We start from the raw sequence: 26,403 nt of genomic DNA on the forward strand, positions 1-26,403 counted from the left end.
TTTACGAAATAGTTAGATAGCTCATTAGGCGAAGCAAGATTTCCATAGCCACCTGCGTGGTCAGATCCGTTGAATCGAAGTCGGGATTGGCTTCTACCAGATCGAAGCCTACTAGTTGACGTCCTGGCAGGAGCTGGCTAAAAAGCTGTTTGATCTCCTCCAGCGAAAAGCCTCCCGGTATCGGCGTTGCGGTGCCAGGCAGAACGGTCGGGTCCAGAACATCGACATCGAACGTCACGTAATAAGGAACATCGTCGGGCAAATCGAATCGTTTTCCCTGCCGTAACTGCTCGCTCACCTGATGACACCAGTGAATGTGCTGTTTCGGGCGCGGCCTGGTTCCGGCATTGGCAAATCCGCGAATGCCAAACTGATAGACTTGCTGTACGTTGCTCAATTCCAGGCACTTCGTCATAAAATTACCGTAATGATGCACTTTCCCCCAGTGATTTATACTGTCGTACCGCGAGCCGTAGGTATCGGTGTGGGCATCGAAATGAATGACGTGTAAATTGGGATAAGTCTCAGCGGCTGCCTTAATAAGCGGATAGCTGATGGAGTGGTCGCCCCCGATAAAGGCCGGAATTTTACCGGCTTTAAACAATTGGCTCGCCATGTGGTGAATTTTGGCGTATACAAAAGCCGTCGACTCATTGGCGTTCACAAACAGATTACCGTAATCAACCAGCTTGCTGTTCTGAAACAGGGGCTGAAGACGCGTGGCGGTCAGCTCATCAAAAAGCAGAAAATCAGCCCCTTTCAACAGAAGATTGTTATTCTGGCTAAACTCCCGGATGTGAAACGGGAACTTCGCCCCGCCCATCGACTTCCCATTTCCCTTGCCAAACGGAATACCGACAATAACGACTTCGGCCCGCTCGTGATAGGCATCTACCCCAAAGATCCGGTTCTTTACCGCCATCACATCGGCCGTAAAACGCTCCCACCCTTCTGTGCTGGGATCGAGTAGCAATCCATTTCGTTGCAGATAGGCGATAGCCAGCTCAAGCTGATCATTCTCTATGTCCATTTCGTCAAACAGCGCGTCGGTCGTGGCAGGCTGTCTAAAGAAATCAAGGATCGAAACAATGGCCGGGCTAACTTCGTAGCTCTTTCCACTGATCATGTTGAAGATGGTGCCTTTACCCGTTTGATTCGACAGGGTAATGTCAAGATAAGGCGACTTTAACAACAGGGGCGAAACAGAAACGTCGGTTATCATGGCGATGGAGTTTAGTTAGTGAGCGAATCGACTACGGATAGCCGTTCGGATAGCTTGTCGGCTCTGGCGGGCATACCCCAGCGAGAAGTAAGCAAACAACCCGACCGTTAGTGACGATTTCAGAAACGGCTCAGCCGAGCAGACCGAGAAATCCATGAAGAATTGATAGGTGGTCTGTGGATAATGCAGCACGACCTCAAAGAATGTTTTGAAAGCGAACACGAAAAAATAGGCCAGAAACCACAACCGCCCCAGGCTATATACCAGCAGAAACGGATTTTTCAGGTCTACTTCCGGATCGTTCGCCCTGGCCGGTTTCCGAAGTGACGGAAGCACTTTACCCGCCAGATTACGAACATACAGGACTGACTGACGACGCAGATTAGGCAGCGAGAACAGGTCGCTGTAGATCCAGTACCCGTCGAATTTGAGGAATGGAATGGCGTTGATAATGATCGTCGCCACATTGAGCTGAATAAGATAGCGGGTTGTATTGATCTGGCCGAAATCGCCGAAGTGACTGACCAGATACCCGATCAGGATCAGGTTGATGAGAAGCTGAAAATAAATACCCCCCAGGTTAACGATGGTTCGTTTGAGTTTCCCGAGCCGCCAGACCTCCGTAACATCGGTATAGAGTACCGGAAAAATCAGGTATAAGCCCGCTCCAATTTCTTTAGGTTTGATACCGAACCGGTAGCCCGCAGCGGCATGGCCCAGTTCGTGAATTAATAGAATACCAAGTACGACGGGATAAAAAACGAGCATATGCCACAGCCCCCGGTCGCAATCACCCGTGGCCAGGGTAGCCGCGTTGTGATTTTGCACATAATGATCGAGGGCCAGCAATTCACGCATCAGGTACGTATTAGCGGCCAGCGCCACCACGAAGGTAATGCCAAAGAATACGGGCGAAAAAACGTACTGAATGATACGAAGCAACCAGGCATACTGGTTAAACCGAAGCAGTGTATACCGGGCATATATATTGCCGAGGGCCGGATTGCTGGCCTGGCTTGTTTCTGCCTGAGGAGCGTCGAAAACGCCCATTGGCCGGAGTTTATCCTCTACCAGCCGGGCCACATCGTCGGCCCCGAAATGCGTTTCGCTCTGGCGGGCGTTGAGTGTTTCGCTGATTTGCTGATAGGTAAGCTTCCGGCTGACACCATCCAAAATGAGGTACACAAATTCCCCGACTTTATAAGGCCGCCCACTTACGGTCAGCAAAAACTGTCGGTTGGAGTCCGAGCGCTCCATCTCTTCTATTCGGAACGAGTCGGTTTCTAAGGCGATCATGGTCAAGTCGGTTTAGGAAAGTTATGGGGAGAGAAAAAGCCGACGCCCCCACAAACGGGGCGGGAACGTCGGCATGTGCATCAGCGAGATCGACTAAACGCTAACACTATTGTCGCTGCAACGGGCTGAATCGGCGGCTGCTACGGTCGTTTCAAAGCGATCTTCGAGTTCAACGATCGTCAGTACTTCTGGAGTTGTGTTATTCATGACTGGTTTGATTTGAAAAGTGAAAATTGAAAAAGGGAAATCAACTGATAATTGCCTTAGGCTATACTTCGACCGTGTTGCCACTGCAACGGCCAGCATCGGCAGCAGCTGCTGTGGTTTCGAAACGCTCTTCGAGTTCAACGATTGTCAGAGATTTGGCTGGAGAAGTTGTGTTGTTCATGATTGATTTGAATTTGAAAAGTGAAAAAATTGTAGTTGAAAATCAGTTGACCCAATAACCCTATACCTGGACGTTGTTGTCGCTGCAACGAGCTGAATCAGCGGCTGCTACAGTGGTTTCGAAACGCTCTTCGAGTTCAACAATTGTCAATGATTCGGCTTGGGGTGCTGTGTTGTTCATGATTGATTTAATTTGAAAAGTGAAAAAATTGAAAGTGAATTATAGCGGTAAATACGTCCTAAAGGGACCGGAGACTGTTGTTGCTGCACCGGGCTGAATCGAGTGCGGCAACGGTCATTTCGAAGCGATCTTCGAGCTCAACAATCGTTAGCGATTCGTCGTGATAAACGGGTAAATTCTCCATGATTTTCCGATAAATCGTACGGATTAGGGAGTCTGTCTTAGTAGACTACACCATCGGGCGGGACTGGCGCATTTACCTTAACGGTATTGCCACTGCAACGATCGGTATCGGCGGCCGCAACGGTCGTTTCGAAACGCTCTTCGAGTTCAACAATCGAGAGAGCCGGGGCGAAGATTTTCGTGTTCATAGTTTTGTTCTTTACGAAAGTTTGGCAACTCGGTATCTGAAAAAATCCAGTGCAGGCAGCCTAAAGGGGTAATAGCTTGCTCAGAATGTATGCTAACAGACAAGTCCAGAGTGGCACTACGTTCGTTGGAGAGTGCCAGGCCAGTTGATGGATGAACCGCTGATAGCTGTCTATCTGGCGTAATTACCCGCCTGGCGATCAGGCAGCTACAACGGGAACTTTAACCGTGTTATTGCTGCAACGCTCGCTGTCAGCAGCGGCAACGGTCGTTTCAAAACGCTCTTCGAGTTCAACGATTGACAGAGCTGAGGTAGAAAGTTGTGAGTTCATGACAGAGTTTGATTTAGGGAGAAACTGTTCGATTGATACTGATTAAAGACCATTGAAACGCAGATTTCATTTGCTGGCAGATTCGAAAAACAAGTCCCGAAGTGCACGACTAGGCGTTGGTTAAGTCGGTGCGGACTGTGCATGGATCGTTTTTGGAATGCCTCCCAGGGCAGATCTGCTACACGAACTAAACTGCTGAAACAGTGACCGTGTTGCCGCTGCAACGGGCTGAATCGGCGGCTGCTACGGTGGTTTCGAAACGCTCTTCGAGTTCAACAATTGACAGGGCTGGGGTAGAAACTTGTGCGCTCATGATAATAAGTGAAACAGGGTGATAAAATGAAAAATATATAGATAACTAAATGAAAGGTTCGCGACTGCCTTCCCGCCGTGCACAGCGTCTTTTTTTAGTTCTTCGATTAACGAACGGATACCGCTATACGATAAGTCCGTTCGGGCTTAAACTGGTCGCGTAAACTAGACGACGGCCAGTGCATTCTCCTGAACTTTGCGAGCAACCTGCTCACTCAGCGTATCCAGGTTTTGGAAAGCTTCTTCACCTAAATCAGAAGGCATCAGGCCAAATTCTTCGGCCAGGCGGGAGGCAATCTCCAGAATAGCCAGTGAGTCCTGAATAACGCCCGGATGATCTTCAGTGCCGAAGAAAGGGGTTTCGTTGGTTAGTTCGACAAGCTCACCATCGGCTTGTAATACATCGATTACGATTTCACGGATACGGCCCTGGATGTTTGCTAAAGCTGACATAATTGAAAAGAGTTAAAGGGGTGAAACAATATGTTTTGGCTTGTTTGTGAATTAATTACTGAGACAAAGTTGGCGGCTAAATGGCTCCGAATCAAAAACCTAATGGACTGCTTTAATTGCGTAGGTTATAAGCTATAACAGCAAGCAAAATCAAAATACAATCCGCTGATTAACAACAAAATAACGACCCATTTGCAACGAATACGCCAATGAATTCAACTGGCTACTGTAAAGCATCTGGTAAGCATTCGAATGGTTAAATGCATTCTGTATATCAATCGACCATTCGAAGGTGGCCCTGGGCTTGTTACGCCGGTACGTAAGCTTGATATCTGTTCGACTGTAGACCGGCAATTGTCCGGCAAAGGGTCGCTGTTCGTCAAAAACGGTCGTGTTCATTTCCTGCGAACGGGCCAGATCGATCGGGGTGTACCGTCGGCCGCCAGCCAGGGTATTTCGAATATCGATAGCCAGCGAATTGCGGGAGCCAACCGTCCATTCATAACCTCCCAGCGCATTCCAGACAAACCGATTGGCAAAAGCCGTCGAATTCCATTCACCCAGCAAGGTTCGATATTGACTGTTGAACATGGATAGTGTCGAGAGCAGGTAATACTGTTTGCTAAAAGGCTTTTCGACGGTTAGCTCAGCGCCATAATTTCGTCCGGTTCCGGCGTTGATCAGGCCCGTTCGGTTGGTTGTAAAAAACGAGGCCCCTTCGTTCAGCGCAGAATAATACGATGGCTTCTGGTCGATCGGGATGTCGTATAAATATTGGTAATATGTCTCTGCTTTCAGGAGCCAGTCGGTGCCTATGCGTTGGGTCCAGCCCAGTACGGCCTGCCGACTTTTTGAGAACCCAAGCGACTGATTCGGCAAACGACCCACCTGATTATCGGCGGTTGGTTCGTTAAAATACAGCATCCAGTCCTGCATCCGGCTGAAATTGCCCACACCAGCACTGAGCGTTGTTTTAGGCGTAAGTTGATACTGAAGCCCCGCTCTTGGTTCAACAACTCCGTGCTGATTCAGGCTCAGGTGCGTAGCATGCAGCCCTACATTAAGCGTCAGTCGATCGGTAGGCGTATATTGCCACTGAAGGTAGCCCTGGTAGGTCTGTGCCGACGCATCGGCATTACGTAGTGACTTCATACCCGACGCCAGCTGGGTGCTGTCGTGAAACGAAAACCAGTAGTTGGAAGCAATCACGCCAGCCAGCAGGCTACTCTGCATCGAATACCGGTGCGTCAGTTGAGCATGAGCCGTGGCTTTTGTGTAGTGCGACCGATCGCGGTAGTTTGCGTGCAGGGCATCATCCCGACCGAGCGTGTCATAGCGATTCGCGACCTGTGTCCCTGTAAAAGCAGTTGCCAGACGAAACGTTGTCTGGGTGGTTAGCTGGCTGTTATAGGTTGCTCCTATCACGCCCATTGCCGTTCGATAGTCGTTATAGGTACCTGCATCGCTGTAGGCGCTAACCGTATTATCGAAGACTGTTCCGTTTTTCCCACCGACACCAAAAATGCTGAGTGTATGACCTTTAGCTATCGAAAAGTTCAGTTTAACAGTCAGATCCTGGTATTGAGGAGCCGACGTACCCGTTCCGAACCGAACCCCGATTTTACTGAGTAGCCCCAGCACACTGTACCGGTAATGAACCAGGTAACTCGACTTGTTCTTTCTGGAAAGCGGCCCTTCAGCACCAGCTTCAAAGCCCGTAAAACCAGCCTGAAAGGTATATTCCCGTTTGCGCTCGTTTCCATTGCGCAGCTGAAGATCAAACACGCCAGATAAGGCATTCCCGTAAGCGGCCGGAAAGGCTCCGGTCAGAAACGACGATGTCTGGAGTGTCTGACTATTCAGGATCGGAACGGGCCCGCCCGTTGCGCCCATGGCACCAAAGTGGTTCGGGTTCGGCACGTCGACACCTTCGATTCGCCATAAAAGACCATTCGGCGCATTTCCCCGGACGACAATATCGTTTCGTGTGTCGTTATTACCGACCACACCGGCAAAATTCATGGCCATTCGCGACGGGTCATTGCGGCTTCCGGCAAAACGCGTCGTTTGCTCCAGATCAACTATCTGCCCGCTCACCGACACATAACCATTCGCAATGGCCGTTGCTGGCCGGCTGCCCCGCACGTTTACCTCCCCTAACTGCTGAGTCGATTCGGTCAGTACAACGTCGGCCACGGTTTCCTTGCCGGTAGTTACCAGCACATTGTCGATCAGTTGAAGATGGTATCCTTCGGCTTTGATCAACAACCGATAGCGACCCGGTTCGGGCACTGCCATTACGTAGTGACCCGTGCTGTCGGAGAAGACATGCTGGTCTGATCCGTTGGCCAGCAATACTTCGGCATGGGCAATGGGCCGCTGAGTTCGTTCCTGAAACAACGTTCCCTGAATTGTCTGGGCACAAACGCTCACGAGCGAGGCATAGAGCAGACATAGGTTAAGGAGAAAGGGTTTCATGTCGCTGCATTGGATAAAGTGAAAAAGGGACAAGCGCATCGTGTACGCACCGATGGATAAACGGCGCATTGTCGAAGAGAAAAAAATGGCCGCCTGGCAGAATATGTAAATCAATCGGTGCGGTAAACTCTTCCTGCCAGCGGGCGGCCTCCGCCAGTGTATAAATGTCGTTTTCGCCGATAAATACAGTTGCCGGAATGGTCAGACTGGCGGGGCCAGTTTGTGCATAATCGTAGCTTTCAAGCGCCATCATATCGGCCCGCAACACTTTCTCGTACAGATCGAACGAGCGTGGATTTTTCAGTAAAGCCGACACATCACCATCCATATCCTGCACTTCCTGAATGATCTCCTGGCGGGTCATGTTCTTTGCGTTTCGTTGTTTTTCGGGAATGCTGGCCCCACCCCGCCCCGACAGAAAGAGATGCAGGGGCGGGGTCATTCCTTCGGCCCGAAGCCGACAGCTGAGTCGATAGGCGATTAAACTGCCCATACTGTGCCCAAAAAAGGCAAACGGGCCTGTCAGTTGTGTTTTGAGTCGCCGAAACAGATCATCGGCTACGGCATCGAGCGTATCCAGCGAGGATTCAAACAACCGACGACCCCGACCCGGATAATCAAGCGGTATCCATACGATACCCGGCGGAGCCTGCCGGATCAGGGGTTGGTACGAATAGCAGCTGCCGGCCGCAAACGGAAAGCAGAACAGACGAAGGGCTTCCATAATCAACGGGGTATAAAATCAGAGGCTTTCGAGTTGTACGGTCACGTGGTCGTTCGTATCGCTGGCTTCGTAGGCAACGTAGCCAATGTAGTTTGGCTGAATCAGCAACGGGGTCAGTCGTACGATTACATCACGACACCGAAGCTGTTGAATATGCTCAAATTGAAAGTCGGTCAGTCGTGCATCCAGTTCATGCCCAAGCGCCTTGTAGGCGGCCTCTTTCTGCGACCACAGGGCCAGTACGTCCTCGCCAGTCATCAGCTCCCGCTCGGCCATTGACAGAAATAATCCTTCGACCCCAGGGCGTAACCGAACCCGTTTCTGAATGTCGATTCCTACGGCTCGGCGGGGGGCAATGACGCAGGCAGCCAATTGCCCCGAATGCGACAGACTGAATGCATAGCGGCTATCTGACAGATAAGGTTTTCCATTCACATGGTAGCGTAAACTGACCAGCGGTTCATCGGGATGGGGCGGGTGATGGTGAAGCGCGTAATGCAATAGCCACTTACTCAACATCGACAATTGCCGGGACTGAGCCGTGCGATAGGGTCGCACGGGGACCGGTAATCGGGCTAAGTCAGCCTCAGACCGATGTTCAGCCGCAAGGTCAGCCCAATAGACAGAGAGAGTAGATAACGGCATAGCTTATTTTTCGTTTAAAAGCGTGTTGGTACGCATTAACGTGAACACAAACAGTTGATCACAGGGTGACCCAAAAGCGTCGCGGAGTCGTTGATAGACATCGGTTTCCTGTACGGGATAATCCCGCATGGCAATGGCGCCAATATGAATCTGCTGGTCGGTATGCCGCAACGCTACTTTCAGGAACGCAAAGTGGGCATACAGCACATTTTCGACTTCACGGAACCAGTAGATTTGCTCATTGATCCGAAACTGATCGCCTTTTCGTCCCAGCACAAACAATCGGCCCTGCGAATCGAGGTAACCCACGTCCTTCGTGGTAATGGTCGAATGGGGGCGATGTGAAGGGCAGGCGGGTGCATTAAAATACCCCATCATGACCGATGGACTATGAATTCGAACCGTACCGATGTTACCGGGCAACAACTCACCTCCTTCGTCATCAATGATCTGCACACGCACGCCCTGATTGGGTCGTCCAACTGATTCCACGTCCGGGTCGGCCGGATGGTGAACAGGATGCGTGGCAACGCGAGGGCCAGCCTCGGCCAGGCCATACGTTTTTACAACCGGACAACCAAAAACCTGCATCGCTTTATGAATTGCCGTCGTTTCGATGCGATTACCACCCACCGCCACGAATCGCAGGGTCGAGAAATCGGCGGGCAACAGTTTCCGGTCATGGAGGTAATTCAACTGGCGAACCATCGGCGGCACCAGGAACAGGGTCGTAACCCGATGGCGTCCAAAGAGCCAGACCATCTGGTGCAGAAAAAACAGTGTATCAAGCAGCAGAATGGTCGCTCCAACGTACAAATGGCTTAAAAACTGGCCGATAAGTCCGTACGAATACCCCATGGGCAAGGCAATGGCGGTTACATCGTCCGAACGTAGCTTTAGCGCATCCACATTAGCCCGAATGTTGAAAAGCGTTCCGGCATTGGTGAGCTGCACGACTTTGGCGGCTCCGCTGCTACCCGAGCTGGTCACTAACAGGGCCGTATCGCCATGCGTTGAACTCGTGGCACAATTATTACTGAACAAATCGAATCCCGCATCGAACGGCCGTTGCGTCATATAGGACTCACTAGCCAGTTGTTTTCGGATAGCAAGGCTACTACGAGGTACGGCAAACCAGGCGATGTTTAACTGGCTCAAATCGCCCAGCACCTCAATTCGATAGTTAATCACGAACGGCACTGCCCCCAGCGACAAAACAGCCAGAAACAACGTACTCATATCGAGGCTATTCGGCGAACAGATAGCCACCACATCGGCGGGCTGAACACCAGCCCGTTTTAGCATTCGCTGCTGGTAGCTAACCTGCTGCCACATGTCGGCATACGTCAGGCTGCGCTTTCCTTCGATAAGAGCCGTTTTGTCGGGATGTCGCTCGTGTCGCCTTCGCAGCACGTTGGCCAGCGTCTCCCCGCCTACCCCGCTCCTGGTCGAAGCGGGATTAGGCATGAGGGGGGAGATCGGCAGAGAGTCTGTCAGCGAATAAGCAGACATAGGAGTGAAATTAGTTGATATGGATGGTAATGGACTTGTCGCTATTGACCGTAAAAAGCATAGCGTCAAATTTGGGAGGGCCAAAAGAGGCCTTTACATTGTTTGAAACACCCCAGCCTTCTTTCGGAATACCGAAAATACCCGTATCCATTTTCTTGTTATCGTTCTCATCGTGAAACAACCGTACGGCATAGGTTCCCGGCGGAACGTTCTGGAAAACGAGTTGGGCGTTGTTTTTCTGAACCAGCGCGGTCTGTTTCTGAACAGCCTTCTGGCCAGGGTCCTGAAGCGACGCATACACAGCTCCACTCTCCGTTTTGAGGTCGGTCACGTTGACCGTCACGGTGTGTGCATTAGCCTGATGTTGCGCTTTTGCGGCAAATGAGCCAGCCAGCAGTGTGGCGGCAAGGAGTACATTTTTCATACTAAACAGGGATTAAAGGATTAAAAAATAAAACAGGGTTACGTTTGTATTCAATTATTCACTGTTACTAAAGGCTGATTGATAGCCGCTCCGGGCAACGGTTCTACAACAGAGCTGACAGGCTTCGGAGCATACCATTGCGGCACGGCTTCTACCGCATAGCGTTTCCCTTCGATACGGATTAGCTCATCGGATGTCGGTCGCATTTCCACCACTTTCAGGAGGGCTCCTACCGTAACGGCTTTCCGCACTAATCGCCGAAACAGATCCACCAGCAAGGCATTGTCGAAGCGGATGTACTGGGGTTTGTGGTCATCGGGATTGGGTGCATCGGGTAAACTGACAAATACTTCATCGGGTAACTGATATCGTTGTTGCCAGCTATGGGCGGCTCGAAAAAAAGTAAACGAATCACCTTCGATGGGCAGCGCGGCCTCCGCCCCAACGGGTAACCACCACGTCTTTCGCTGAATGATCAACCGGCGGTCCAGCACGATGCGCGGTCCTATCCGTATCGTTCCGGCAGGTTTTTGCTCAGCGTACCACGCATTGATAACCGAGTTAAACACTGTCAGACTCAGCTCCGGCAACGGAGCAAACTGACACAGAAACGTATATAAGCGAGACCGATCTGCCTGAAAGCCCATATCCACAACCTGCACCCGCTTATGGCCTGGTGCATGCCAGAGATCAACCCGCTGGCCGTCGTCCGATAAGCGTACCGATAAGTCGCTGAGCGGAATGGCTTGTACCGATGAAGGTGGTACATGACCCGCCGGTGTCAAAATAGATCCCTCAACCAGTGCCGGATGGAAGTTTGCGTTATGATAATGGTCGTCGGTAGCTTCTACAAGCAAACAATCGGCAGGAGTGGCACTGTGGTTTGTCTTGACAAGTTCGTGCGTCAGACTATGGTTAAAGTAAGGCAGGAATCGCCCATAAAGGCGCCCAAAGCCGCCAGCTAATTCATTCAGTGCGGCACAAAGTCGCCCTCGACTATCGGTCCACGATTGCCAGAAAACAGCCTGGCTGAGTAGGGTATCCGACGAATCAGGAATCCATTCACTTCGTAGCTGTATTGTGTCAGCACGAAGCCCTTCAGCAGCCCAGTGCTCCCATTGCTGTCGAATATCAGGGGCAATTACTGAGCTCTTCTGGAACGATTCCGGTTGGCTCAGGTAATGCGCAAAGAACGTAGTTACGGGTACAGATTCGGTTGTCGGATAGGTAGTTTTGAACAGGTTTGCCAAGGAATAAGCAGGCGGTGTGCAAACCTCCACCATATGCCTCGTCAACCTATCAACACTGGTAATCAGGCGTTTTACATCAGGCTTGGGTAAATGCCCCTGAAGCGAACGGGTAACGTCTTCAAAAAATAACTGTTCGGCTCGCAGCGGCCAGAAATCAGGAGCTGGTGGAGCTGGAAGTTGCCCAATATGCTCTGCCAGCACACCCTGTGCTTTCGATAACAGCGAAAGTCGCTGACCGGGCGTAGCCATTGGCAACATTGTGGCCGTGGCCAGCAGGGCATGGATCAAACTAAGCTGACTATCGACAAACCTGGGTGCCATCCATCGGTACTGAGTCAGCCAGTCCTGCAACCGTATCGCCCAGTCAGCATCAGCCGCCGACACAGGCAATGGATGCTGCAAAAGGCCCAGTTCAATCAGTTTGTCAATGTATTGATGTGCTTCCAGGCTTGTTGATCGAAATTTTTGTTGAATCCGATCGACCCAATCCTTGTACGTTCGCGCCGGGCGACGCATCGACGTTACCCACCGGAGAACGGGGTTAAGGGAAATTTTAACGCAGGCTACCTGACCATTCGTCTGACGGATGTAGCTAAGGCCCTCTCCCGAAATCAACACACTCGGGTTCACCATTACAGGCCATTGTTCATATAACCGCCGGTTTGTTCGTAGCATAGCGTCGAATACGCCCAACAACCGAACCGACAGTCGCACATGCGAACGGGGTGAGCCCGCTTTCCAGTCCAGCGATTCGCCAGCATGTACGGGTATTGTGGCCAGATGGGTTAGGGTGCTGTAGGGTGTGGTTTTGGTAGCCGCCCGCGAGAGATAGCGCAACAGCCCGTTTTCAACCTGAAAATCATCCTTCCGAAAACTGGCCGGATTCGTCTGTTGATAAGCCACTACCTGACGGAGCAATGATAAGCTCGACAAAGCCAGCCCCCGCTGAAAAGCTGCATTTCCGACGAGTTGCTGAAAACGCTGCCGACCCTGAATCGCCTGCAGACGATAGAGTTTCGCGGTTGTGTTCATGTAGCGTTCCAGCGCCTTACGATCATCGATATACGTTATCAATTGATTCAGTAACGATTCGGATAGCCAGTGTTGGGCCTGCGTTATGTCTTTAGGGCGAATTGCCCGATCATTGTGCAGATCACGACGTAATTGCTGTAGTTGCTGCTGCGGTTTTCCGGGCGGACAATGCTTCTCGATCACCGCAAACAAAGCAGCCAGTAAGGGTTCTTTGCGGCTTTCTACCCGCCGACGCCAATGTTCATACTGATGCAGCCGATGGGTGATTACGGGTGCTCGCAGCCCGTCGAGCACATCGATAGACAGTCCGGCTACGCGCAGCAGCACCGGCGACAGGAGCTTGGGCTTGTTCGGAGTAGGCATAGTTCGGGTCATGAGCGATGAGAGGATATGGGTACGATTGAGTTAGGCTTTACTCGGCCGATTGCAGCACGCCCTGGCTCCACCAGTGATCGATAAACGCACCGTCTGATGCTGAATCGCCCTCGGCGGAGGTTGAATCGCTGGACTGTTCCAATTGGTGCAACCAGTCAAACGCATCGTCGGTCAGCGGAAAGGCCTGATAGGTCTGTCGGTCGAAGAGGTAGCCAGTCTGTTCTATTTTGAAAAGACTGTACCGTTCTTCGTTGAATCGGAAGGCCGTAACCGGAGCATCCGCGACGGGTTCATCGTCCGACGAGGTAGCCGTCAGCGCATCAAAATCAAGGAATTTGTGAAAGTAAAACCAGCTTTCCCACTGATCGACATACCGCCGGACATAGCCGGCCAGCAGGTCATACAGTTGCTGGGTTGTTTCGCGTACAAACACCTCGGCCTGAACAGCTTTAGGTGCTATGGCGGGCAGGCAGTCATAATATGGGATCTCGACACCATCCACCGTTTTGTAATACGAGATAATCGGAATGATAGGCGTTCGGGTCGCATGGGCCAGCGTGGCAATTCCGCTTCGTGACACGATGGTCTTATTCAGGAATGAAACCCGCAGCTGCCGGTTATTGCGCTGATAAATGCCCCCAACACCCGTATTACCATCCAGAAAAATCAGAATTGATCGGCCTTTGTGCAAAGCTCCGGCCATCTGCCGGCCAATGGCCGGACTCTCGGCATCCAGCATGTCGATTGAGGCCGACGCCTGGTTGTATTGATTCAGCTGAGCCGAAATGTTTTCGATGTACTCCTTCTGACTTCTCAGCGTGCGGTTATCGATCACCAGCGTGAGCGGATAACCCGCGTTCAGCAGCATGGCCAGAACGGCCCGATAGCCCCCCAGATGATACGTACAGAAGATGCGCGAAGGTCGGGGCGAATCGGTCGGCTTCAGGAAATCGGTATCACCGTTTATACCCATGTGAGCCAGCGAACCAAAATCGACGTAGCGAAAACTGCGGGCGCTCAGCCAGTGATTCGTCAGCAGTCGGAAATAAATCGCTTCATGTCGCTCGGCGGGAACATCGGGGCAGAAATGGCTCAGATTGGCCCGCAGGAAATGCAGATCTTTTTGCTGGTGTGCTTTTTTCTTCTGCTTTTCGCGTTCGCTTACCTCCTGATAAGCCCGTTCGTAGGTCTGCCGAAATGCGGTGCCGTAGGTTTCCCAAAAAGACGATTGCATGGTCATAACAAGTGGACGATTTAGGGTTTACGAATTGCCAGCGTCACGGCATTACCGCCTACGTGCAGCGAATGAACAAAGGCCGTTGCGCCAGCGCCAAAAACCCGGTCGGTTGTGCGTTTTGGAGCCACGGTAGGCAATCCAACCTGCGCCGGTTCGTAACCTGTTCCAATAACCACATTGTCGCGCAGACACAAGGCCCCGGCCAGCAATGACATAATCGGCGAAGCACTGAAGGTTTCGCCCGTTTGCCCTTTGATGTTGGCATAAGCGGGCAAGCTGCTATCGGCCCACAGATCCTGAATAGCGGGCGTTTCGTAGTCGCGAATATGCCAGGGCAGTCCTCCCCCACCCACGAACAAATCGACGCCCGATGGGTCAATCTGGCTGTTTTGGCAGAATTCGGTCAGGTGATCGAGCAGATCGTCGGCACTGCGTTCGTAGATAAAATCCCGGTAGGACGTATCGCCCGACACCTGGTAATTAACGATTTCAGCCAGTACAGCAGCCTGCCGACGCAGGGCGTGTTCGGCTGATTCGAGCACCGCAAACGCAGCCCCTTCGCCGTAGACAATGATGCCCTGTTCATCGCGGAGACTCTCGGCAAACGTCCGGCGCTGGCCCGACGAGTCGGTTACTGAAGGCAGGTAGCCCCGATACAGATTCGCCAGCAGCGTAGTCTCCCTGATTTCGTCGAAACCACCGCAGATAACCACATCGGCTTTTCCATCCCGAATGAGATCATACCCATAGCAAACGCTGTTCTCACCGAGCAGGATCGAGCTGGGCCCTTTGAGTTTAAAAGCACGGGCTACGTCGCCGAGGGCACAATTGGTCGTTGTTTTGGTGAATACGAAAGGGCTTACCTTAGACGGGCCGTCGGTATAGAGTTTATACAAAAAGGCTTCGGCCGCGGCATTGGCGCTGAGCGTTGTATCCAGGATCAAACCTAGTTGCTCGGGTACGAGTCCGGTCAGATCCAGCCCGGCATTGTCGATGGCCAGTCGACAGCCGACCATGGCCAGTTGCGAATAGCGAAGCGGAAATGGCGGGCGTAAATTACCGACATGATCGGTCAGTGAAAAATCGGCGCAGGGTGCGTAGAAAATGGCTTCATTAGTGGCCAGATCGGGAACATTCCAGGTATCTTTCACCGTGACAGCCGACTCATTCCGGCGCAGAGCGTCCCAGAATGGCTCCAGACCTACACCCAGACCGGACAGGACTCCACCCCCGGTCAGCACTACAGATGGTTTGGTTTTCATGATCAGGGTTGGAGTTAAGAGTTGATGAGTACCGTAACGATTCCCTTGGCGGCCAGGCCACGGCCATCGATGTCGACGCGCGCTTTAAAGACCGAGAAATTGAGCATTTTATGATCGAATACGGACTGGATACGTACTGTATCATTGGGCAACACGGGCTTGTTGAACGTCATGTTGTCAATTTTTATGGCTCGTCCGGAGCGGGGCCGATAGTCTTTTTGTATCGAACTCAAATCCACGGCGTTGAGCGCTTCGAGCCGCCCGAAAATCCCGCACGCCTGAAACATCATTTCGACCAGCACCACCCCAGGCAGAATAGGCTCTCCCGGAAAATGACCCTGAAAAAACATCGTATCGGGTTTTACGAACGTTTCGGCCAGCACCGACACACCGGGTGAGTAATCGATCAACCGATCGATGAGCAGCATGGGTGGCCGGTGTGGCAGCAGATCCTGCGGACGAATCTGATCGACCTGTATCTGATTAAATAGCGTTACTGAAGTCATAAGGAAAAGGGTCTTGGCGTACGTAATCAGTTATCGAAGCGTCGGAGTGCGATGGAGGCCATACAGCCGCCAAAGCCAAAGGAATTGGAAAGAGCAGCTCGAATTGGCTGATCGATAGCACGGTTCTGTACAAGCCGGATTGGCCCTTCATCGGCGACCATTGTGGTTTGTACGTTGCAGGAAGGGGGCACGAAACTATGGTAGATTCCCAGCGCCGTAGTGATGAATTCGATGCTCCCGGCCGCTCCCAGTGTATGACCGATCATCGACTTGGTCGAACTGATATAAACAGGCCGGTCATTCATCAATCGTCCGATACCGTTCAGTTCCATGCTGTCGTTGACGCCGGTTGCCGTACCATGCGCATTGATATAATCCAATTCGTCGGCGGTCATGTTGCCATGCTGAAGTGCCTGTTTCATGGTCAGGAACGCCGTGCTGCCATCGGGTGTTGGGGCCGTTGGATGGTGTGCTTCATTATTGGCCGAATACCCTTTTAGTTCGCAGTAGATACGGGCGCCCCGTTCCTGAGCATGAGTCAGGCTTTCGAGTACGACAAAGGCACTCGCATCGCCCAGGGTCAGGCCGTCCCGGTTTTTATCGAACGGCTGGCAAATGGACTTCGACAGCGATTGAAGCGAATTGAAACCCGCAAAACTCAGTTCGGTAAAAATGTCGATTCCACCCGCAACGGCTACATCTACCCGGCCTCCAGCCACAAAATCAAATCCCCGGCCAATTGAGTTTGTACCTGCCGCACAGGCCGTTGATATGGTCGATGATGGCCCTCGCCAGCCTAAGGCCCGCATGAAAGAGCCCGTTATGTTGGGGGTCGATGCCTTGAAGAGCAGTTCATAATCAGCAACCTCAATCCCTTCCTGGATTCGCTTTTTGGTAAAATCCATGAACGCATACGAACCGCCGATTGTGGTAGCTACAAACAGCCCCGCCCGGTGAGGATTAAGCTCCTGTGGCACCAGACTTGCGTCATTCAGCGCTTCGGCAATAACGCGATTGCCCAGGTAGGTTAGCACGGTTTCATCAGATGCTTCAATATCGGCATACAGGTCCTGGTCGAGTACACAAGCCTGCTTGTTGGCATAGCATGCACTATCTGTCGGGAAGCGTTTCGGATCGATGGGTTTGAGCCCCAGTCGTCCGTTGTAGACACTATCCTTGAATTCATCTTTTGTCTGGCCAATAGAGCAGCATACGCCAATGCCAGTAACAACAACTCGTTCCATAAAAGTAAGGGTTTAGGAAAATGAAGTGATCAGAACGATGTAGCTTAGGATACACCCAGTCCACCGTCGATGGTGAGTTCCTGACCGATAATATAGCTGGGCGCATCGCAGAGCATGTAGGTTACCAGATTAGCAACTTCATCGGCACCACCTTTGCGTTTCAACGGAGACCACACCAGGCGATTGGCCACGTATTCGTTGCTGATGTCGCGGGTCATGTCGGTATCGATAAGTCCCGGCGAAATACAGTTAACCGTAATGCCGAACCGCCCTACTTCTTTGGCTAACGACCGGGAAAATGTCACCACTGCGGCTTTCGAGGCCGAATAAGCGGACTGACCTGCATTGCCTTTCTGGCCCGACAGTGACGTGATGTTGATAATCCGGCCCGCTTTGCGGGCAATCATCATGGGCAGCAGAACCCGGCAGGTATTTGTCACGCTGCCCACGTTCGTCCGAATCACATCCCACCAGTGTTCGTCGGTAGCAAACAGGAAGGGTTTTCCGTCGCCAACGATACCCGCATTGTTGACAATAGCGTCCAGATAGCTAACGTCCTGCCGTATACGTTTCGCTAAAGCCAGCACTTCGGGTAAGCTGCTCATGTCGCAGCGGTAGGCAAAGGCCCCACCCGTTCCGATCTGATTAATCTCTGTGATGAGTTCTCCAGCTTTCACGTCATTGCTGAGGTAAGTGAAGAGAACAGTGCAACCACGCTCAGCGAGCGCAAGGCATATAGAGCGGCCAATCCCGCGCGAGCCGCCGGTGACCAGAATAATGGATTTTTTCATGAAACAGAAAGGAAAAAGGATTTGGGGAAGATTAGTTTTTATCGGTTTACAGCCCGTTACGAACAAGCGTAACAAGTAGTCATGCATACACCCCCGTAGAGGTATTATTTAGCCGCAAGCTGGAGAAGTTTCCGGCAGTTGGCGGCCTGGCGTTCGGCTGGTTTACGCCCCCAGTTTACCTCGATCGTGTTAGCACGGTCCTTCTGTTTTTCGGCCAGTTCAACCGCTTTTTCAAAAAATGCTAGGGCTTCTTTCTTGCTACCGCCAAATTTCTCAGGTGTGTTATAGGACTGCTGACCCATTAAATAATAAGCGCGGGGGTTTTCGGCATCCAGTTGAACGGCTTTTTCAAGATTGGCCTGTGCCTTCATGATTCCCTGCATGCCCCGCTGCATCATGTTCACTTTGATTCCAGCCAATACGATCATGGCTTTGACACAATACACTTCCGAATTATTGGGTGAAATACGGTCGGCCTCATCGAGCAATTGCGTAGCCTGTTGACAGAGCGGATCTATTTTTTCAATGCTTGGCTCACTGAAGGCAGCCGTAACCGTGCAGAGCGCACCGTAGTAATACGGCAACCACTTGTCTTTTTCGGCGTTGGCAACGCGGGAGAAAGCATTGGCCGTTTGTAGGTTCCCATCAACGCTTTGGGTTGTATCCATCCGGGTTATCAGTCCAGTCATTGCGGTTTTGTACTGATCGGTCGTTTGAGCTACTGCCATTGAGCCGGTAAGTAGCGTAGCGGCCACAAGAGAGCCGATGTGTTGTTTGGTTTTCATTGGAAATCGGTCGGTTATAAGTGAAAAATTGACAAGAGACGTTTCTGATAGCTTAAGAGCTGGCGTTGGTGGTTTTCTGAACCGCCATAATGAGCAGGTCCGACAGACTAAGTGCAATCAGATCGAGCATCGAAATCTGATATAGGCTGGCCAGTTGTTCCAGCACGGTTAGCGACAATTCAGTTTTACCATTTTCTTTTTTACTATAGGCTGCCTGGCTGATGCCCATCTGATAGGCAACGTACTCTTGTGGGTAGCCGTAGATTTCACGGAGTTTGCGGAGTTTGATGGCAATGGCGCTCATGGTGTATGATTTGTTTTGTTTTTTCGTTTGAACAATACAAATGTGGGGCATCAGCGGGGGTCATTTCAACTTATTTCGACCGATGCCCACTATCTGTCGACCAATGAAAAAGCCAGCTTGTCGAATGTAATCCGGCAGTTGGGCGTCAAAACGAAATTTTTGCCGTTCGTACAGGTTTGACACCCTGTTGCAGGGCATTTTGCCGATCAGCTTATTGAGATAGTTATCGAAAAGAAGACCTGAAATGGCTCTGTTTTTAAGACTTTGGGGTGATTATAAGGCAAAAAATATAGCTTTGTAATGGCTTTTTTTGCTAGCTCATCATGCAATCCTCCTCCTCCCTCGCGACTACATTAATCACCTATCGGAAACGCCGGGGCATTTCCCAGGAGGAGTTAGCTGACCTGGCCAGGCTTAGTTTACGAACCGTACAACGACTGGAAAAAGGCGAAACACTACCACGCGGATTCACCTTGCAGGCCCTGGCTAAGGCACTTGACCTTCCGGTCGATGCCCTGACAATGGTTGAGAATGAATCGCTGATCGACCAGCTCGAATCAGCGCCTTCCGATAGTAAGCCTGATGAAACACCAGCCTATGTTGCTTTGATGTATCTATCCGCTTTCACTTACCTGATTTTACCGGGGGTCAACATTCTGCTACCGTTGTTTATGCGATACCGTAAACGCCATAATCCTCAAATTCAGGAGGCTGGTAGTCGGCTGCTCAATTTTGAGCTGGGATGGACACTGGTAACCTATGGCGGGTATCTACTCCTATTAGCCGTTCAGATCGGGTTGATCCTGAATTTCCAGGTTGTTATTGTCTGGACTCCCCTGGTCTTCCTCTTTCTACTAAATGCCATTCACGCTCCCCTACTCCTGATTGGTGCCTGGCGAGCCCGAAAAGGTCGATATGGCGGGTATCCAGTCGGGTTACGGCTGTTTTAAACTGCCCGACTATCACCTTATTGACGGTTAATTACCAAAGCATAAAAGCTGCCTTATTAGACCCGATTAAGCGCTGCGCTCTGAATAAAGCCTTCCAGCAAGCGCGTTGTCAGACAGTATTCAACGTTGGTTGTCAGCAATACACCGTTGGCTTTCCCGAATCTATTTCGCTTCATACCCGCCTGATGAGCAGAGAGGTGACCGAGCAAAGTAATTACGTATCAGACACTTAGCACGAATGTCATAACAATGTCGTCTTAATGTCGTGGGTTTGGCAGAAGGCTAGCGATGCGGAAGCGCTATGTTTGCTCACCCAAACAGTTATCAGGGGCTATACTCTTTTTTTTCTTCGTCTATGAAATCTTGGTTGTTAGTCAATCTGTTTTTTCTCCTGACGCTGGTTGTCCATGCACAGGCTCCATCGTTCCGGTCTTATCAGAAACTTCAGGAATATCAGGGACTTTATGAGTACACCAATCGAACCACACTGAAACTGGCGGCCTCTCCTAAAGACTCGCTTTTATATGCCCTCATTGCCGATGGTCGCTACCCGCTCTATCCGGTTGGCCCCGATCTGTTTCTGAATCAAAGCAAGGATACAGTGCGTTTTCAGCGCGATACACAAAAAAAAATAGTGTCTTATTCGGTTAAACAGCAGCGATTTCAGCGGCTCAACAGCACGCTGACTTTTCCACGGCAAATGTGGTATCCCCGATTAAGCCCCTTCACCTATCGCTACAACGTACCCACTCAGGCCAGTGATGGCTTACTGGTAGGGAGCCTCCAGCATTCGGGGCTGGATTCGACCTTACTGGCTACAATGGTCAACAAAATTGCGGATGGAACCTATCCAAATATCCATAGTATCTTAATCATTAAGGACGGTCGGCTGGTGTTTGAAGAATACTTTTTTGACTACACGCAGGATAGCCTACACCAGCTAAGGTCGGCCACCAAAAGCTTCATTTCGGCACTAACCGGCATTGCCATCGACAAAGGACTCATCAAAAGTGTACATGAGCCGGTGTTACCCTTTTTCCCTGAATATACCCTACAAAATCAGTCAGAACTGAAGCAGCAACTGACCATTGAACATTTACTGACCAATCAAAGTGGTTTGGATTGTGACATTACCAATGAGCAGTCGGCGGGCAATGAAGAGAAGATGGATTACTCGCCTGACTGGGTCAAATTCACGCTGGATTTACCAATGATCGATAAGCCCGGCGGAAAAGGCATGTACTGTTCGGGCAATCCGATTACAGCAGGTCGGATTATTGAAAAACAGGCCCATATGTCATTACCCGATTTTGCCCGACAAACCCTGTTCGACCCATTGGGCATCACGCAGTTTAACTGGCACTTTCAGCCCGACTTGACCAGCGCTGAATCCTACTGTCAGCTTTATCTCCGGCCGCGGGATATGGCCAAGTTTGGCCTGTTATATTTGAATAAGGGGCAGTGGCAGGGAAAGCAAATCATTTCTCAGGATTGGGTCACGGCCTCTATGGCGAAGCACTCTGTGGTGCAGAATACCAATTATGGCTATCTGTGGTGGCTAAAGTATTTAAATGCGGCCGGAACCCGCTACGATGGTGTAACGGCCCAGGGCAACGGTGGCCAGCGGATCTATATCTGGCCAGCCCAAAATATGGTCACGGTTATTACGGGGGGCAATTTTAACCAGCAGTCGCCCTCCGACGGATTGATGGCTACGTACATTTTAGCAGCGTTCAATAAAAAATAACCAGAGGTCGCTCAGGGCAACCGTTCCGAGGGGAATTACGAATCAATTGTGATTTGATCCGTTTTTTACATCCGGGCTAAATCAGGTAACCGGCTCATTCAGTTTGTCGATCAGGTGATCTTTCTGTAGTAAGTCGGGGTAAATTATAACCGTATCGCATCGTTTATAACCACCCATTATTGTAGCGGGAAGAGGATCATTCTAGGTTTGTCTATTCATTCAACCTAAAGCCTTAAAGCCCGCAAAGCCATGTCTCTTGCCTTATTTATCAAGCTATTCATCATTGTACACGCTACGGCGGGTACAGTTGCCCTGCTAGCTGGTCCCGTGGCCATGCTTACAAAAAAGGGCGGACCAGTGCACCGTCGGGCAGGCCGCTATTACACCTACAGCATGGCGGGTGTTTTTGTAACGGCGGTCGTTGTCGCTTACCTGAAAGACCTGACCTTTCTGTTTATGGTTGCTTTTTTTAGTTTCTACCTGGTCCTTTCCGGCTATCGCGCCCTTCGCTGGAAACGTTTATCCATAGATGGCCGGGTAGTTCGATTGGACTGGGCTATCCAGATCGGGGCAGGCATTACAGCGATTGTGCTGCTAAGCTGGGGTATCTGGCAGGTAATCAATTCGTATTATTTTGGCGCTGTTGGCATTGTGTTCGGCGGTATTGCCCTGATACGCGTGAAGCAGACAATCGATCGTTTTCGGACCCCTCCCGACGATAAAGCATACTGGCTTTATTCGCATATTATTGGCATGTCGGCAGGCTATATTGCCACCCTAACGGCGTTTCTGGTTGTCAATGTGCATTTTTTACCGTCTATGGCCGTCTGGTTAACCCCTACCCTGGTTGGAGCCCCGCTGATTGTTCGGGTGGTTCGCCAACTCCGAACAAGAAATGAACAGAAAGTGAAAACGGCGGTTATGCAATCAGTAATTAGTTAGTACCGCGTTATCAACGTTAGTATCCGGCTAGCGATTTTCTGGACATAAAACGATCAGGGATAACATAAAACCATTGACATAACCGACGTAGCAGTATTGGAAAAGTTGCCTCTGGATTTTTATCAATCCCACGATACACTCAGGCTCGCCCAGCTTCTGCTTGGTTGCGAGCTTGTGCATGAGAACCTCGAAGGCATAACCGCAGGGGTTATCGTTGAAACAGAAGCTTACCTCACCGACGACCCGGCCTGCCATGCTTATCGACGGCAAACAACACGCAATGCGGCCATGTTTGGCCCCGCCGGAACGTTGTACGTTTATCAGATCTACAATCACTACAATTGCATAAACGTCGTTACCGGGCCAGAGGGAGTCGGCGAAGCTGTGCTAATTCGCGCTTTGGAGCCCACAGAAGGCATTGAATTGATGGGCTTTCGACGCAATGACGCGTTTAAGACGGGTTTTGAACGATACCGAAATAATACAATAGATTCCTCAAGTGCCAATGGTCAGCGTAATCTCTGCAATGGCCCCGGAAAGCTGACAATCGCGATGGGCATTGATCGGCAGAAACATAATTCCTCCTCGCTAACAACGGGCGAACTGTTCATTCGTGGGCCGGTATTTCATGATTTCGATATGGTAACAACCACCCGAATTGGCCTCACTCGCGGAGCCGATTTGCCGTATCGGTTTTACATAAGCGGGAATCGGTATATCAGTAAAAAGTGAGCTTAGTCAACTAGCCGCAACAGGCGGTTCCAGCGAATTTTTTGCCAGAAAGAGGCCGGATCGGGATCTATCGACATCCAGACCAAAACCGCTTTGCCTACAATGTGGTCCTCCGGTACAAAGCCCCAAAACCGCGAATCTTCTGAATTATGGCGGTTATCGCCCATCATAAAATAGTAATCCTGGCTGAATGTATAGGCGGTAATTAGCTGATCGTCAACCTTGATGCTTGCCGGTGTCAGGGCTACTTTATGGTTTCCTTCATATCGCTCAATCAGGGTTCCATATAAAGCAATCGTTTGCGGGTTAATGGGTATAGTCATGCCTTTTTTCGGAACTGTTATAGGGCCATAATTATCCCGATTCCATGGATGCGCCGAGCCTCCATAAATACCCGGCATTAACTCTCCCGGATGATCCATCATGGGTTCGATGCTTTTTACCCAGTCGAACTCCTTAAACCTGGCAATGATGGCTGCCGTTGTGTTTACACTATAGCCAACGAGCGAATTCGTCTTTGTTGAGTCGTTATACTGCTCAAGCGGTTGCCAGTTGATAAACGGCCCCTCTGGTGATTTGAAATCGTTAACAATATCATATCTGCGAAAAAACCGCTCATCGAGTACTTCGGTCGTTTTGACGAAATAATTGGTTTCGGCGTGTGCGGGAGTCGGAAACAGCTTCCCGTTAATGTATACCTGTTGCTGGCGTATATCTATCCTGTCGCCGGGAACCCCGATACACCGCTTGATGAAATTCGTCTTTAAATCAACCGGATAATCAGGTTCTCCACTTTTGGGAGGAGGATAGTTAAAAACCACGACATCGCCATTTTTCACCTGGGTAAAACCGGGTAACCGAAACGTTGGCAATTGAATGGCCGTACTGTAGGATGGAATGTTCGTGCCCCAGATTTTCTGATGGGTAAGCGGGACTTGTAAGGGCGTTTTAAACGTACGCGCGCCATAATGAAGCTTGCTGACAAACAAAAAATCGCCTACCAGCAAACTATTTTCCATAGACGGCGTCGGAATGACAAACGGCTCCATGAATAACCAGCGGATAAGTGAAGCGGCAACAACAGCAAACAGGATCGAATCGAACCACTCCCGAAGGAATGATTTTTTTCGTTTGACCGGCTTGCTGGCAGTTTTTAGTTGAGCATCGAGCATAAACGAATGGGATCAGCGCAGAGATGGTATTAGGGAGAGGCTAACCGTACTCCATTTCCCATTCGACGAAAAACATTTTGGGGAAAGGTAGGAACCAGGGATATGGAACAGGCTAAATTTTACACTGACGGTCAAACTGCGCGTCGAAGGGAGGCTGCTTTACTTTTTATCAAGAAATTTCACTAAATCCTCAATCGATCGAATACCCAGCTGTTGTGCCTGTTCCCGGCGCATCATCAGGCAATAGCTATTGTTAAAACCCAATGGCTTTAACCAATCCAGTTGGTATTTCTCACGAAATTGCTGGCGAACGAACTGATATACAGAATCCGGCTGCATTGGCAACGATTTCAGACGCGTGGCCGCCGGTTGCAGAATAACCAGCAAACCGGTACCCGTGTATTCGGGATAAAAATCAATAGCCCCCGTTCGTAAGGCGTCGAAGCAGATTTGTGTTCCTCCCAGACCCGTGCGCGTCGCAACACGCAACCGTGTATGGCCTTCAATTAGCTGCCGGTAAATCTCAGCTAAAATGTATTGCTCCGTAAACACTTTTGATCCCATGACGATCGTCTCTGTCCGTTCTGTCGATTCAGGCGTTTTATACAAACCCGTTTGTTTCAAAAAATAATGTGCTATGGCTTCCGGGGACTGTTTTTTGTAGTCGGCCTGATAATTCAGGGCGGTCATAACCGAGTCGGTCAGTTTTCCGGCCAACAGATCAAGCGTTGGGCCGAGATCAGGAAAACGATCCAGCGTGGTTTGCCGCACAATCGGAGCGGCATCGTAGGGAGGGAACGCATGATGATTGTCCTCAAGCACAAGCAGATCATAGGCTTTGATCCGTCCATCCGTCGAGTAACCGCTGATGATGTCTACCTGTTTTCGATGAATCGCTTCATACATCAGGCTCTGGTCAATCAGCCGGGGGCGCAGGTTCAGACCATATGTTTTTGTCAAGCCAGGATAGCCATCGGCCCGACCGTAAAACTCATGTGCAAAGCCAGCAATCAGTTTATCCTGCCGACCCGGCACCAGGTAAAACGCCGACAGGAAAGGAACCAGTATCAGAAAAGCCAGCGCTCCTAGCCGCAGTTTCTCCCCTGATAATCGCTGTAATCGGGCCAATCCTACATCAAAGCCCACGGCCAGCAGCGCGGCAGGAATGGCACCCGCCAGCATCATATTGACGTTACTGAGGGCGATACCACTAAAAATAAATTCGCCCAGTCCACCCGCAGCAACATAGGCGGCAAGAGTGGCTACGCCCACGTTGATGACCGTTGCCGTACGAACACCCGCAAAAATAACGGGCAATGCTAACGGCAATTCTACCTTCGTCAGCACCTGCTTATCGGTCATTCCTACGCCCCGCGCTGCTTCCTTTACCGATGGATTGACTTCGATAATGCCCACATAGGTATTCCGAATAATCGGCAGGAGCGCATACAGAAACAGAGCAACCAGAGCAGGACCGACACCGATACCCAGCAATGGAATCAGAAATCCCAGCAGGGCAACGCTTGGAATAGTCTGCAACACACCGGCGATACCTAAAACACTACTTGCCAGCTTCGGCCGACGGGCAATCACAATACCCAACGGCACCCCAATCAGCAAGGCAACCAGTAGCGAGACAAAGGTTAGCCCAATATGCGTCAGGGTTTGCTCCAGCAGTTTATCGGCATGGTCACGAATAAAAGCAAAGAAGTCGGTCATTAGTTGACACCGGATTGGCG

General features: G+C 50.8%; 27 protein-coding genes. 5 read left to right on the forward strand and 22 right to left on the reverse strand.

Going from position 1 to position 26,403, the window contains the following annotated elements; translation table 11 throughout:
- Position 1: 1 nt before the first annotated feature.
- The 20 genes from GJR95_RS14880 to GJR95_RS14960 all read right to left on the reverse strand — a co-directional run bounded on the left by GJR95_RS14880 (position 2) and on the right by GJR95_RS14960 (position 19,121).
- Positions 2-1,222, reverse strand: coding sequence for an arginase family protein (locus GJR95_RS14880; protein ID WP_162386615.1), 1,221 nt, complete (start codon positions 1,220-1,222; stop codon positions 2-4).
- A gap of 15 nt (positions 1,223-1,237) precedes the next feature.
- Complete coding sequence (locus GJR95_RS14885) at positions 1,238-2,518, reverse strand: M50 family metallopeptidase (protein WP_162386616.1); 1,281 nt, start codon at positions 2,516-2,518, stop codon at positions 1,238-1,240.
- A 626-nt stretch (positions 2,519-3,144) separates the two neighbouring features.
- Positions 3,145-3,270, reverse strand: coding sequence for a hypothetical protein (locus GJR95_RS42525; RefSeq protein ID WP_262889783.1), 126 nt, complete (start codon positions 3,268-3,270; stop codon positions 3,145-3,147).
- A 37-nt stretch (positions 3,271-3,307) separates the two neighbouring features.
- Positions 3,308-3,457 (reverse strand): hypothetical protein, encoded by a 150-nt coding sequence (locus tag GJR95_RS14890; RefSeq protein WP_162386617.1) that lies wholly within the window; start codon positions 3,455-3,457, stop codon positions 3,308-3,310.
- Positions 3,458-3,655: 198 nt separating this feature from the next.
- Positions 3,656-3,787 carry a hypothetical protein gene (locus GJR95_RS42530; RefSeq protein ID WP_262889784.1) on the reverse strand — a complete coding sequence of 44 codons (132 nt, stop codon included), beginning with the start codon at positions 3,785-3,787 and terminating at the stop codon, positions 3,656-3,658.
- A 187-nt stretch (positions 3,788-3,974) separates the two neighbouring features.
- Positions 3,975-4,100, reverse strand: a complete 126-nt coding sequence (locus GJR95_RS42535) for a hypothetical protein (protein ID WP_262889785.1) — start codon at positions 4,098-4,100, stop codon at positions 3,975-3,977.
- A 164-nt stretch (positions 4,101-4,264) separates the two neighbouring features.
- A complete protein-coding gene (locus GJR95_RS14895; protein ID WP_162386618.1) occupies positions 4,265-4,552 on the reverse strand; it encodes an acyl carrier protein in 288 nt (95 codons plus the stop codon).
- 150 nt (positions 4,553-4,702) lie between these two features.
- Positions 4,703-7,030 carry a TonB-dependent receptor gene (locus GJR95_RS14900; RefSeq protein ID WP_162386619.1) on the reverse strand — a complete coding sequence of 776 codons (2,328 nt, stop codon included), beginning with the start codon at positions 7,028-7,030 and terminating at the stop codon, positions 4,703-4,705.
- Positions 7,011-7,754 carry a thioesterase II family protein gene (locus GJR95_RS14905; protein WP_162386620.1) on the reverse strand — a complete coding sequence of 248 codons (744 nt, stop codon included), beginning with the start codon at positions 7,752-7,754 and terminating at the stop codon, positions 7,011-7,013. Before GJR95_RS14905 ends, GJR95_RS14900 begins: the two co-directional genes overlap by 20 nt.
- An 18-nt stretch (positions 7,755-7,772) precedes the next feature.
- A complete protein-coding gene (locus GJR95_RS14910) occupies positions 7,773-8,399 on the reverse strand; it encodes a 4'-phosphopantetheinyl transferase family protein (protein ID WP_162386621.1) in 627 nt (208 codons plus the stop codon).
- A 3-nt stretch (positions 8,400-8,402) separates the two neighbouring features.
- Positions 8,403-9,911, reverse strand: a complete 1,509-nt coding sequence (locus tag GJR95_RS14915; protein ID WP_162386622.1) for a class I adenylate-forming enzyme family protein — start codon at positions 9,909-9,911, stop codon at positions 8,403-8,405.
- A gap of 10 nt (positions 9,912-9,921) precedes the next feature.
- The gene (locus GJR95_RS14920) at positions 9,922-10,335 is read right to left on the reverse strand and encodes a DUF2141 domain-containing protein (RefSeq protein ID WP_162386623.1); all 414 of its coding nucleotides are present in this window, start codon (positions 10,333-10,335) and stop codon (positions 9,922-9,924) included.
- A gap of 50 nt (positions 10,336-10,385) precedes the next feature.
- Positions 10,386-12,992: a lantibiotic dehydratase gene (locus GJR95_RS14925; protein WP_162386624.1), complete on the reverse strand. Its 2,607-nt coding sequence runs from the start codon at positions 12,990-12,992 to the stop codon at positions 10,386-10,388.
- A gap of 37 nt (positions 12,993-13,029) precedes the next feature.
- Complete coding sequence (locus GJR95_RS14930; RefSeq protein WP_162386625.1) at positions 13,030-14,226, reverse strand: lysophospholipid acyltransferase family protein; 1,197 nt, start codon at positions 14,224-14,226, stop codon at positions 13,030-13,032.
- A gap of 20 nt (positions 14,227-14,246) precedes the next feature.
- Positions 14,247-15,491 (reverse strand): beta-ketoacyl synthase N-terminal-like domain-containing protein, encoded by a 1,245-nt coding sequence (locus tag GJR95_RS14935; protein WP_162386626.1) that lies wholly within the window; start codon positions 15,489-15,491, stop codon positions 14,247-14,249.
- Positions 15,492-15,505: 14 nt separating this feature from the next.
- The gene (locus GJR95_RS14940) at positions 15,506-15,997 is read right to left on the reverse strand and encodes a 3-hydroxyacyl-ACP dehydratase FabZ family protein (protein WP_162386627.1); all 492 of its coding nucleotides are present in this window, start codon (positions 15,995-15,997) and stop codon (positions 15,506-15,508) included.
- Positions 15,998-16,023: 26 nt separating this feature from the next.
- Positions 16,024-17,241: a beta-ketoacyl-[acyl-carrier-protein] synthase family protein gene (locus GJR95_RS14945; RefSeq protein ID WP_162386628.1), complete on the reverse strand. Its 1,218-nt coding sequence runs from the start codon at positions 17,239-17,241 to the stop codon at positions 16,024-16,026.
- A 44-nt stretch (positions 17,242-17,285) separates the two neighbouring features.
- On the reverse strand, positions 17,286-18,032 hold the full coding sequence (locus GJR95_RS14950; protein WP_162386629.1) for a 3-oxoacyl-ACP reductase family protein: 747 nt from the start codon (positions 18,030-18,032) through the stop codon (positions 17,286-17,288).
- A gap of 104 nt (positions 18,033-18,136) precedes the next feature.
- A complete protein-coding gene (locus GJR95_RS14955) occupies positions 18,137-18,817 on the reverse strand; it encodes a tetratricopeptide repeat protein (protein WP_162386630.1) in 681 nt (226 codons plus the stop codon).
- Positions 18,818-18,869: 52 nt separating this feature from the next.
- Positions 18,870-19,121 (reverse strand): helix-turn-helix domain-containing protein, encoded by a 252-nt coding sequence (locus GJR95_RS14960; RefSeq protein WP_162386631.1) that lies wholly within the window; start codon positions 19,119-19,121, stop codon positions 18,870-18,872.
- 27 nt (positions 19,122-19,148) lie between these two features.
- On the opposite strand from GJR95_RS14960, the gene GJR95_RS14965 reads away from it, so the two are divergent.
- From GJR95_RS14965 to GJR95_RS14985, 5 genes are all read left to right on the forward strand, one after another.
- Positions 19,149-19,301 carry a hypothetical protein gene (locus tag GJR95_RS14965; RefSeq protein ID WP_162386632.1) on the forward strand — a complete coding sequence of 51 codons (153 nt, stop codon included), beginning with the start codon at positions 19,149-19,151 and terminating at the stop codon, positions 19,299-19,301.
- 143 nt (positions 19,302-19,444) lie between these two features.
- Positions 19,445-20,071 (forward strand): helix-turn-helix domain-containing protein, encoded by a 627-nt coding sequence (locus GJR95_RS14970; RefSeq protein ID WP_162386633.1) that lies wholly within the window; start codon positions 19,445-19,447, stop codon positions 20,069-20,071.
- A gap of 355 nt (positions 20,072-20,426) precedes the next feature.
- The gene (locus GJR95_RS14975; protein ID WP_162386634.1) at positions 20,427-21,818 is read left to right on the forward strand and encodes a serine hydrolase domain-containing protein; all 1,392 of its coding nucleotides are present in this window, start codon (positions 20,427-20,429) and stop codon (positions 21,816-21,818) included.
- A gap of 249 nt (positions 21,819-22,067) precedes the next feature.
- Entirely contained in the window at positions 22,068-22,760 is a 693-nt protein-coding gene (locus GJR95_RS14980; RefSeq protein ID WP_162386635.1) for a DUF2306 domain-containing protein, read from the forward strand.
- Between the two features lie 96 nt (positions 22,761-22,856).
- A complete protein-coding gene (locus tag GJR95_RS14985) occupies positions 22,857-23,492 on the forward strand; it encodes a DNA-3-methyladenine glycosylase (protein WP_162386636.1) in 636 nt (211 codons plus the stop codon).
- A 2-nt stretch (positions 23,493-23,494) separates the two neighbouring features.
- On the opposite strand, the gene lepB is transcribed toward GJR95_RS14985, so the two are convergent.
- Together lepB and GJR95_RS14995 are read right to left on the reverse strand one after the other, a co-directional pair.
- A complete protein-coding gene (gene lepB / locus GJR95_RS14990; protein ID WP_162386637.1) occupies positions 23,495-24,664 on the reverse strand; it encodes a signal peptidase I in 1,170 nt (389 codons plus the stop codon).
- Positions 24,665-24,823: 159 nt separating this feature from the next.
- Positions 24,824-26,383 (reverse strand): ABC transporter permease/substrate-binding protein, encoded by a 1,560-nt coding sequence (locus GJR95_RS14995; RefSeq protein WP_162386638.1) that lies wholly within the window; start codon positions 26,381-26,383, stop codon positions 24,824-24,826.
- Between the last annotated feature and the right edge of the window lie 20 nt (positions 26,384-26,403).

The sequence above is a fragment of the Spirosoma endbachense genome, from assembly GCF_010233585.1.
In the GTDB taxonomy this organism is placed as follows: Bacteria; Bacteroidota; Bacteroidia; order Cytophagales; family Spirosomataceae; genus Spirosoma; species Spirosoma endbachense.

Bases quoted from the DNA above. Each gene is read 5' to 3' on its own strand.
- GJR95_RS14880 (WP_162386615.1), bottom strand. From the start codon at position 1,222: ATGATAACCGACGTTTCTGTTTCGCCCCTGTTGTTAAAGTCGCCTTAT.
- GJR95_RS14895 (WP_162386618.1), bottom strand. From the start codon at position 4,552: ATGTCAGCTTTAGCAAACATCCAGGGCCGTATCCGTGAAATCGTAATC.
- GJR95_RS14930 (WP_162386625.1), bottom strand. From the start codon at position 14,226: ATGCAATCGTCTTTTTGGGAAACCTACGGCACCGCATTTCGGCAGACC.
- GJR95_RS14900 (WP_162386619.1), bottom strand. From the start codon at position 7,030: ATGAAACCCTTTCTCCTTAACCTATGTCTGCTCTATGCCTCGCTCGTG.
- GJR95_RS14970 (WP_162386633.1), top strand. From the start codon at position 19,445: ATGCAATCCTCCTCCTCCCTCGCGACTACATTAATCACCTATCGGAAA.
- GJR95_RS14905 (WP_162386620.1), bottom strand. From the start codon at position 7,754: ATGGAAGCCCTTCGTCTGTTCTGCTTTCCGTTTGCGGCCGGCAGCTGC.
- GJR95_RS14980 (WP_162386635.1), top strand. From the start codon at position 22,068: ATGTCTCTTGCCTTATTTATCAAGCTATTCATCATTGTACACGCTACG.
- GJR95_RS14945 (WP_162386628.1), bottom strand. From the start codon at position 17,241: ATGGAACGAGTTGTTGTTACTGGCATTGGCGTATGCTGCTCTATTGGC.
- GJR95_RS14910 (WP_162386621.1), bottom strand. From the start codon at position 8,399: ATGCCGTTATCTACTCTCTCTGTCTATTGGGCTGACCTTGCGGCTGAA.
- GJR95_RS14925 (WP_162386624.1), bottom strand. From the start codon at position 12,992: ATGACCCGAACTATGCCTACTCCGAACAAGCCCAAGCTCCTGTCGCCG.
- GJR95_RS14955 (WP_162386630.1), bottom strand. From the start codon at position 18,817: ATGAAAACCAAACAACACATCGGCTCTCTTGTGGCCGCTACGCTACTT.
- GJR95_RS14975 (WP_162386634.1), top strand. From the start codon at position 20,427: ATGAAATCTTGGTTGTTAGTCAATCTGTTTTTTCTCCTGACGCTGGTT.
- GJR95_RS14940 (WP_162386627.1), bottom strand. From the start codon at position 15,997: ATGACTTCAGTAACGCTATTTAATCAGATACAGGTCGATCAGATTCGT.
- GJR95_RS42530 (WP_262889784.1), bottom strand. From the start codon at position 3,787: ATGAACTCACAACTTTCTACCTCAGCTCTGTCAATCGTTGAACTCGAA.
- GJR95_RS14950 (WP_162386629.1), bottom strand. From the start codon at position 18,032: ATGAAAAAATCCATTATTCTGGTCACCGGCGGCTCGCGCGGGATTGGC.
- GJR95_RS14935 (WP_162386626.1), bottom strand. From the start codon at position 15,491: ATGAAAACCAAACCATCTGTAGTGCTGACCGGGGGTGGAGTCCTGTCC.
- GJR95_RS14920 (WP_162386623.1), bottom strand. From the start codon at position 10,335: ATGAAAAATGTACTCCTTGCCGCCACACTGCTGGCTGGCTCATTTGCC.
- GJR95_RS42525 (WP_262889783.1), bottom strand. From the start codon at position 3,270: ATGGAGAATTTACCCGTTTATCACGACGAATCGCTAACGATTGTTGAG.
- GJR95_RS14885 (WP_162386616.1), bottom strand. From the start codon at position 2,518: ATGATCGCCTTAGAAACCGACTCGTTCCGAATAGAAGAGATGGAGCGC.
- GJR95_RS42535 (WP_262889785.1), bottom strand. From the start codon at position 4,100: ATGAGCGCACAAGTTTCTACCCCAGCCCTGTCAATTGTTGAACTCGAA.
- GJR95_RS14995 (WP_162386638.1), bottom strand. From the start codon at position 26,383: ATGACCGACTTCTTTGCTTTTATTCGTGACCATGCCGATAAACTGCTG.
- GJR95_RS14915 (WP_162386622.1), bottom strand. From the start codon at position 9,911: ATGTCTGCTTATTCGCTGACAGACTCTCTGCCGATCTCCCCCCTCATG.
- GJR95_RS14960 (WP_162386631.1), bottom strand. From the start codon at position 19,121: ATGAGCGCCATTGCCATCAAACTCCGCAAACTCCGTGAAATCTACGGC.
- GJR95_RS14890 (WP_162386617.1), bottom strand. From the start codon at position 3,457: ATGAACACGAAAATCTTCGCCCCGGCTCTCTCGATTGTTGAACTCGAA.
- lepB (WP_162386637.1), bottom strand. From the start codon at position 24,664: ATGCTCGATGCTCAACTAAAAACTGCCAGCAAGCCGGTCAAACGAAAA.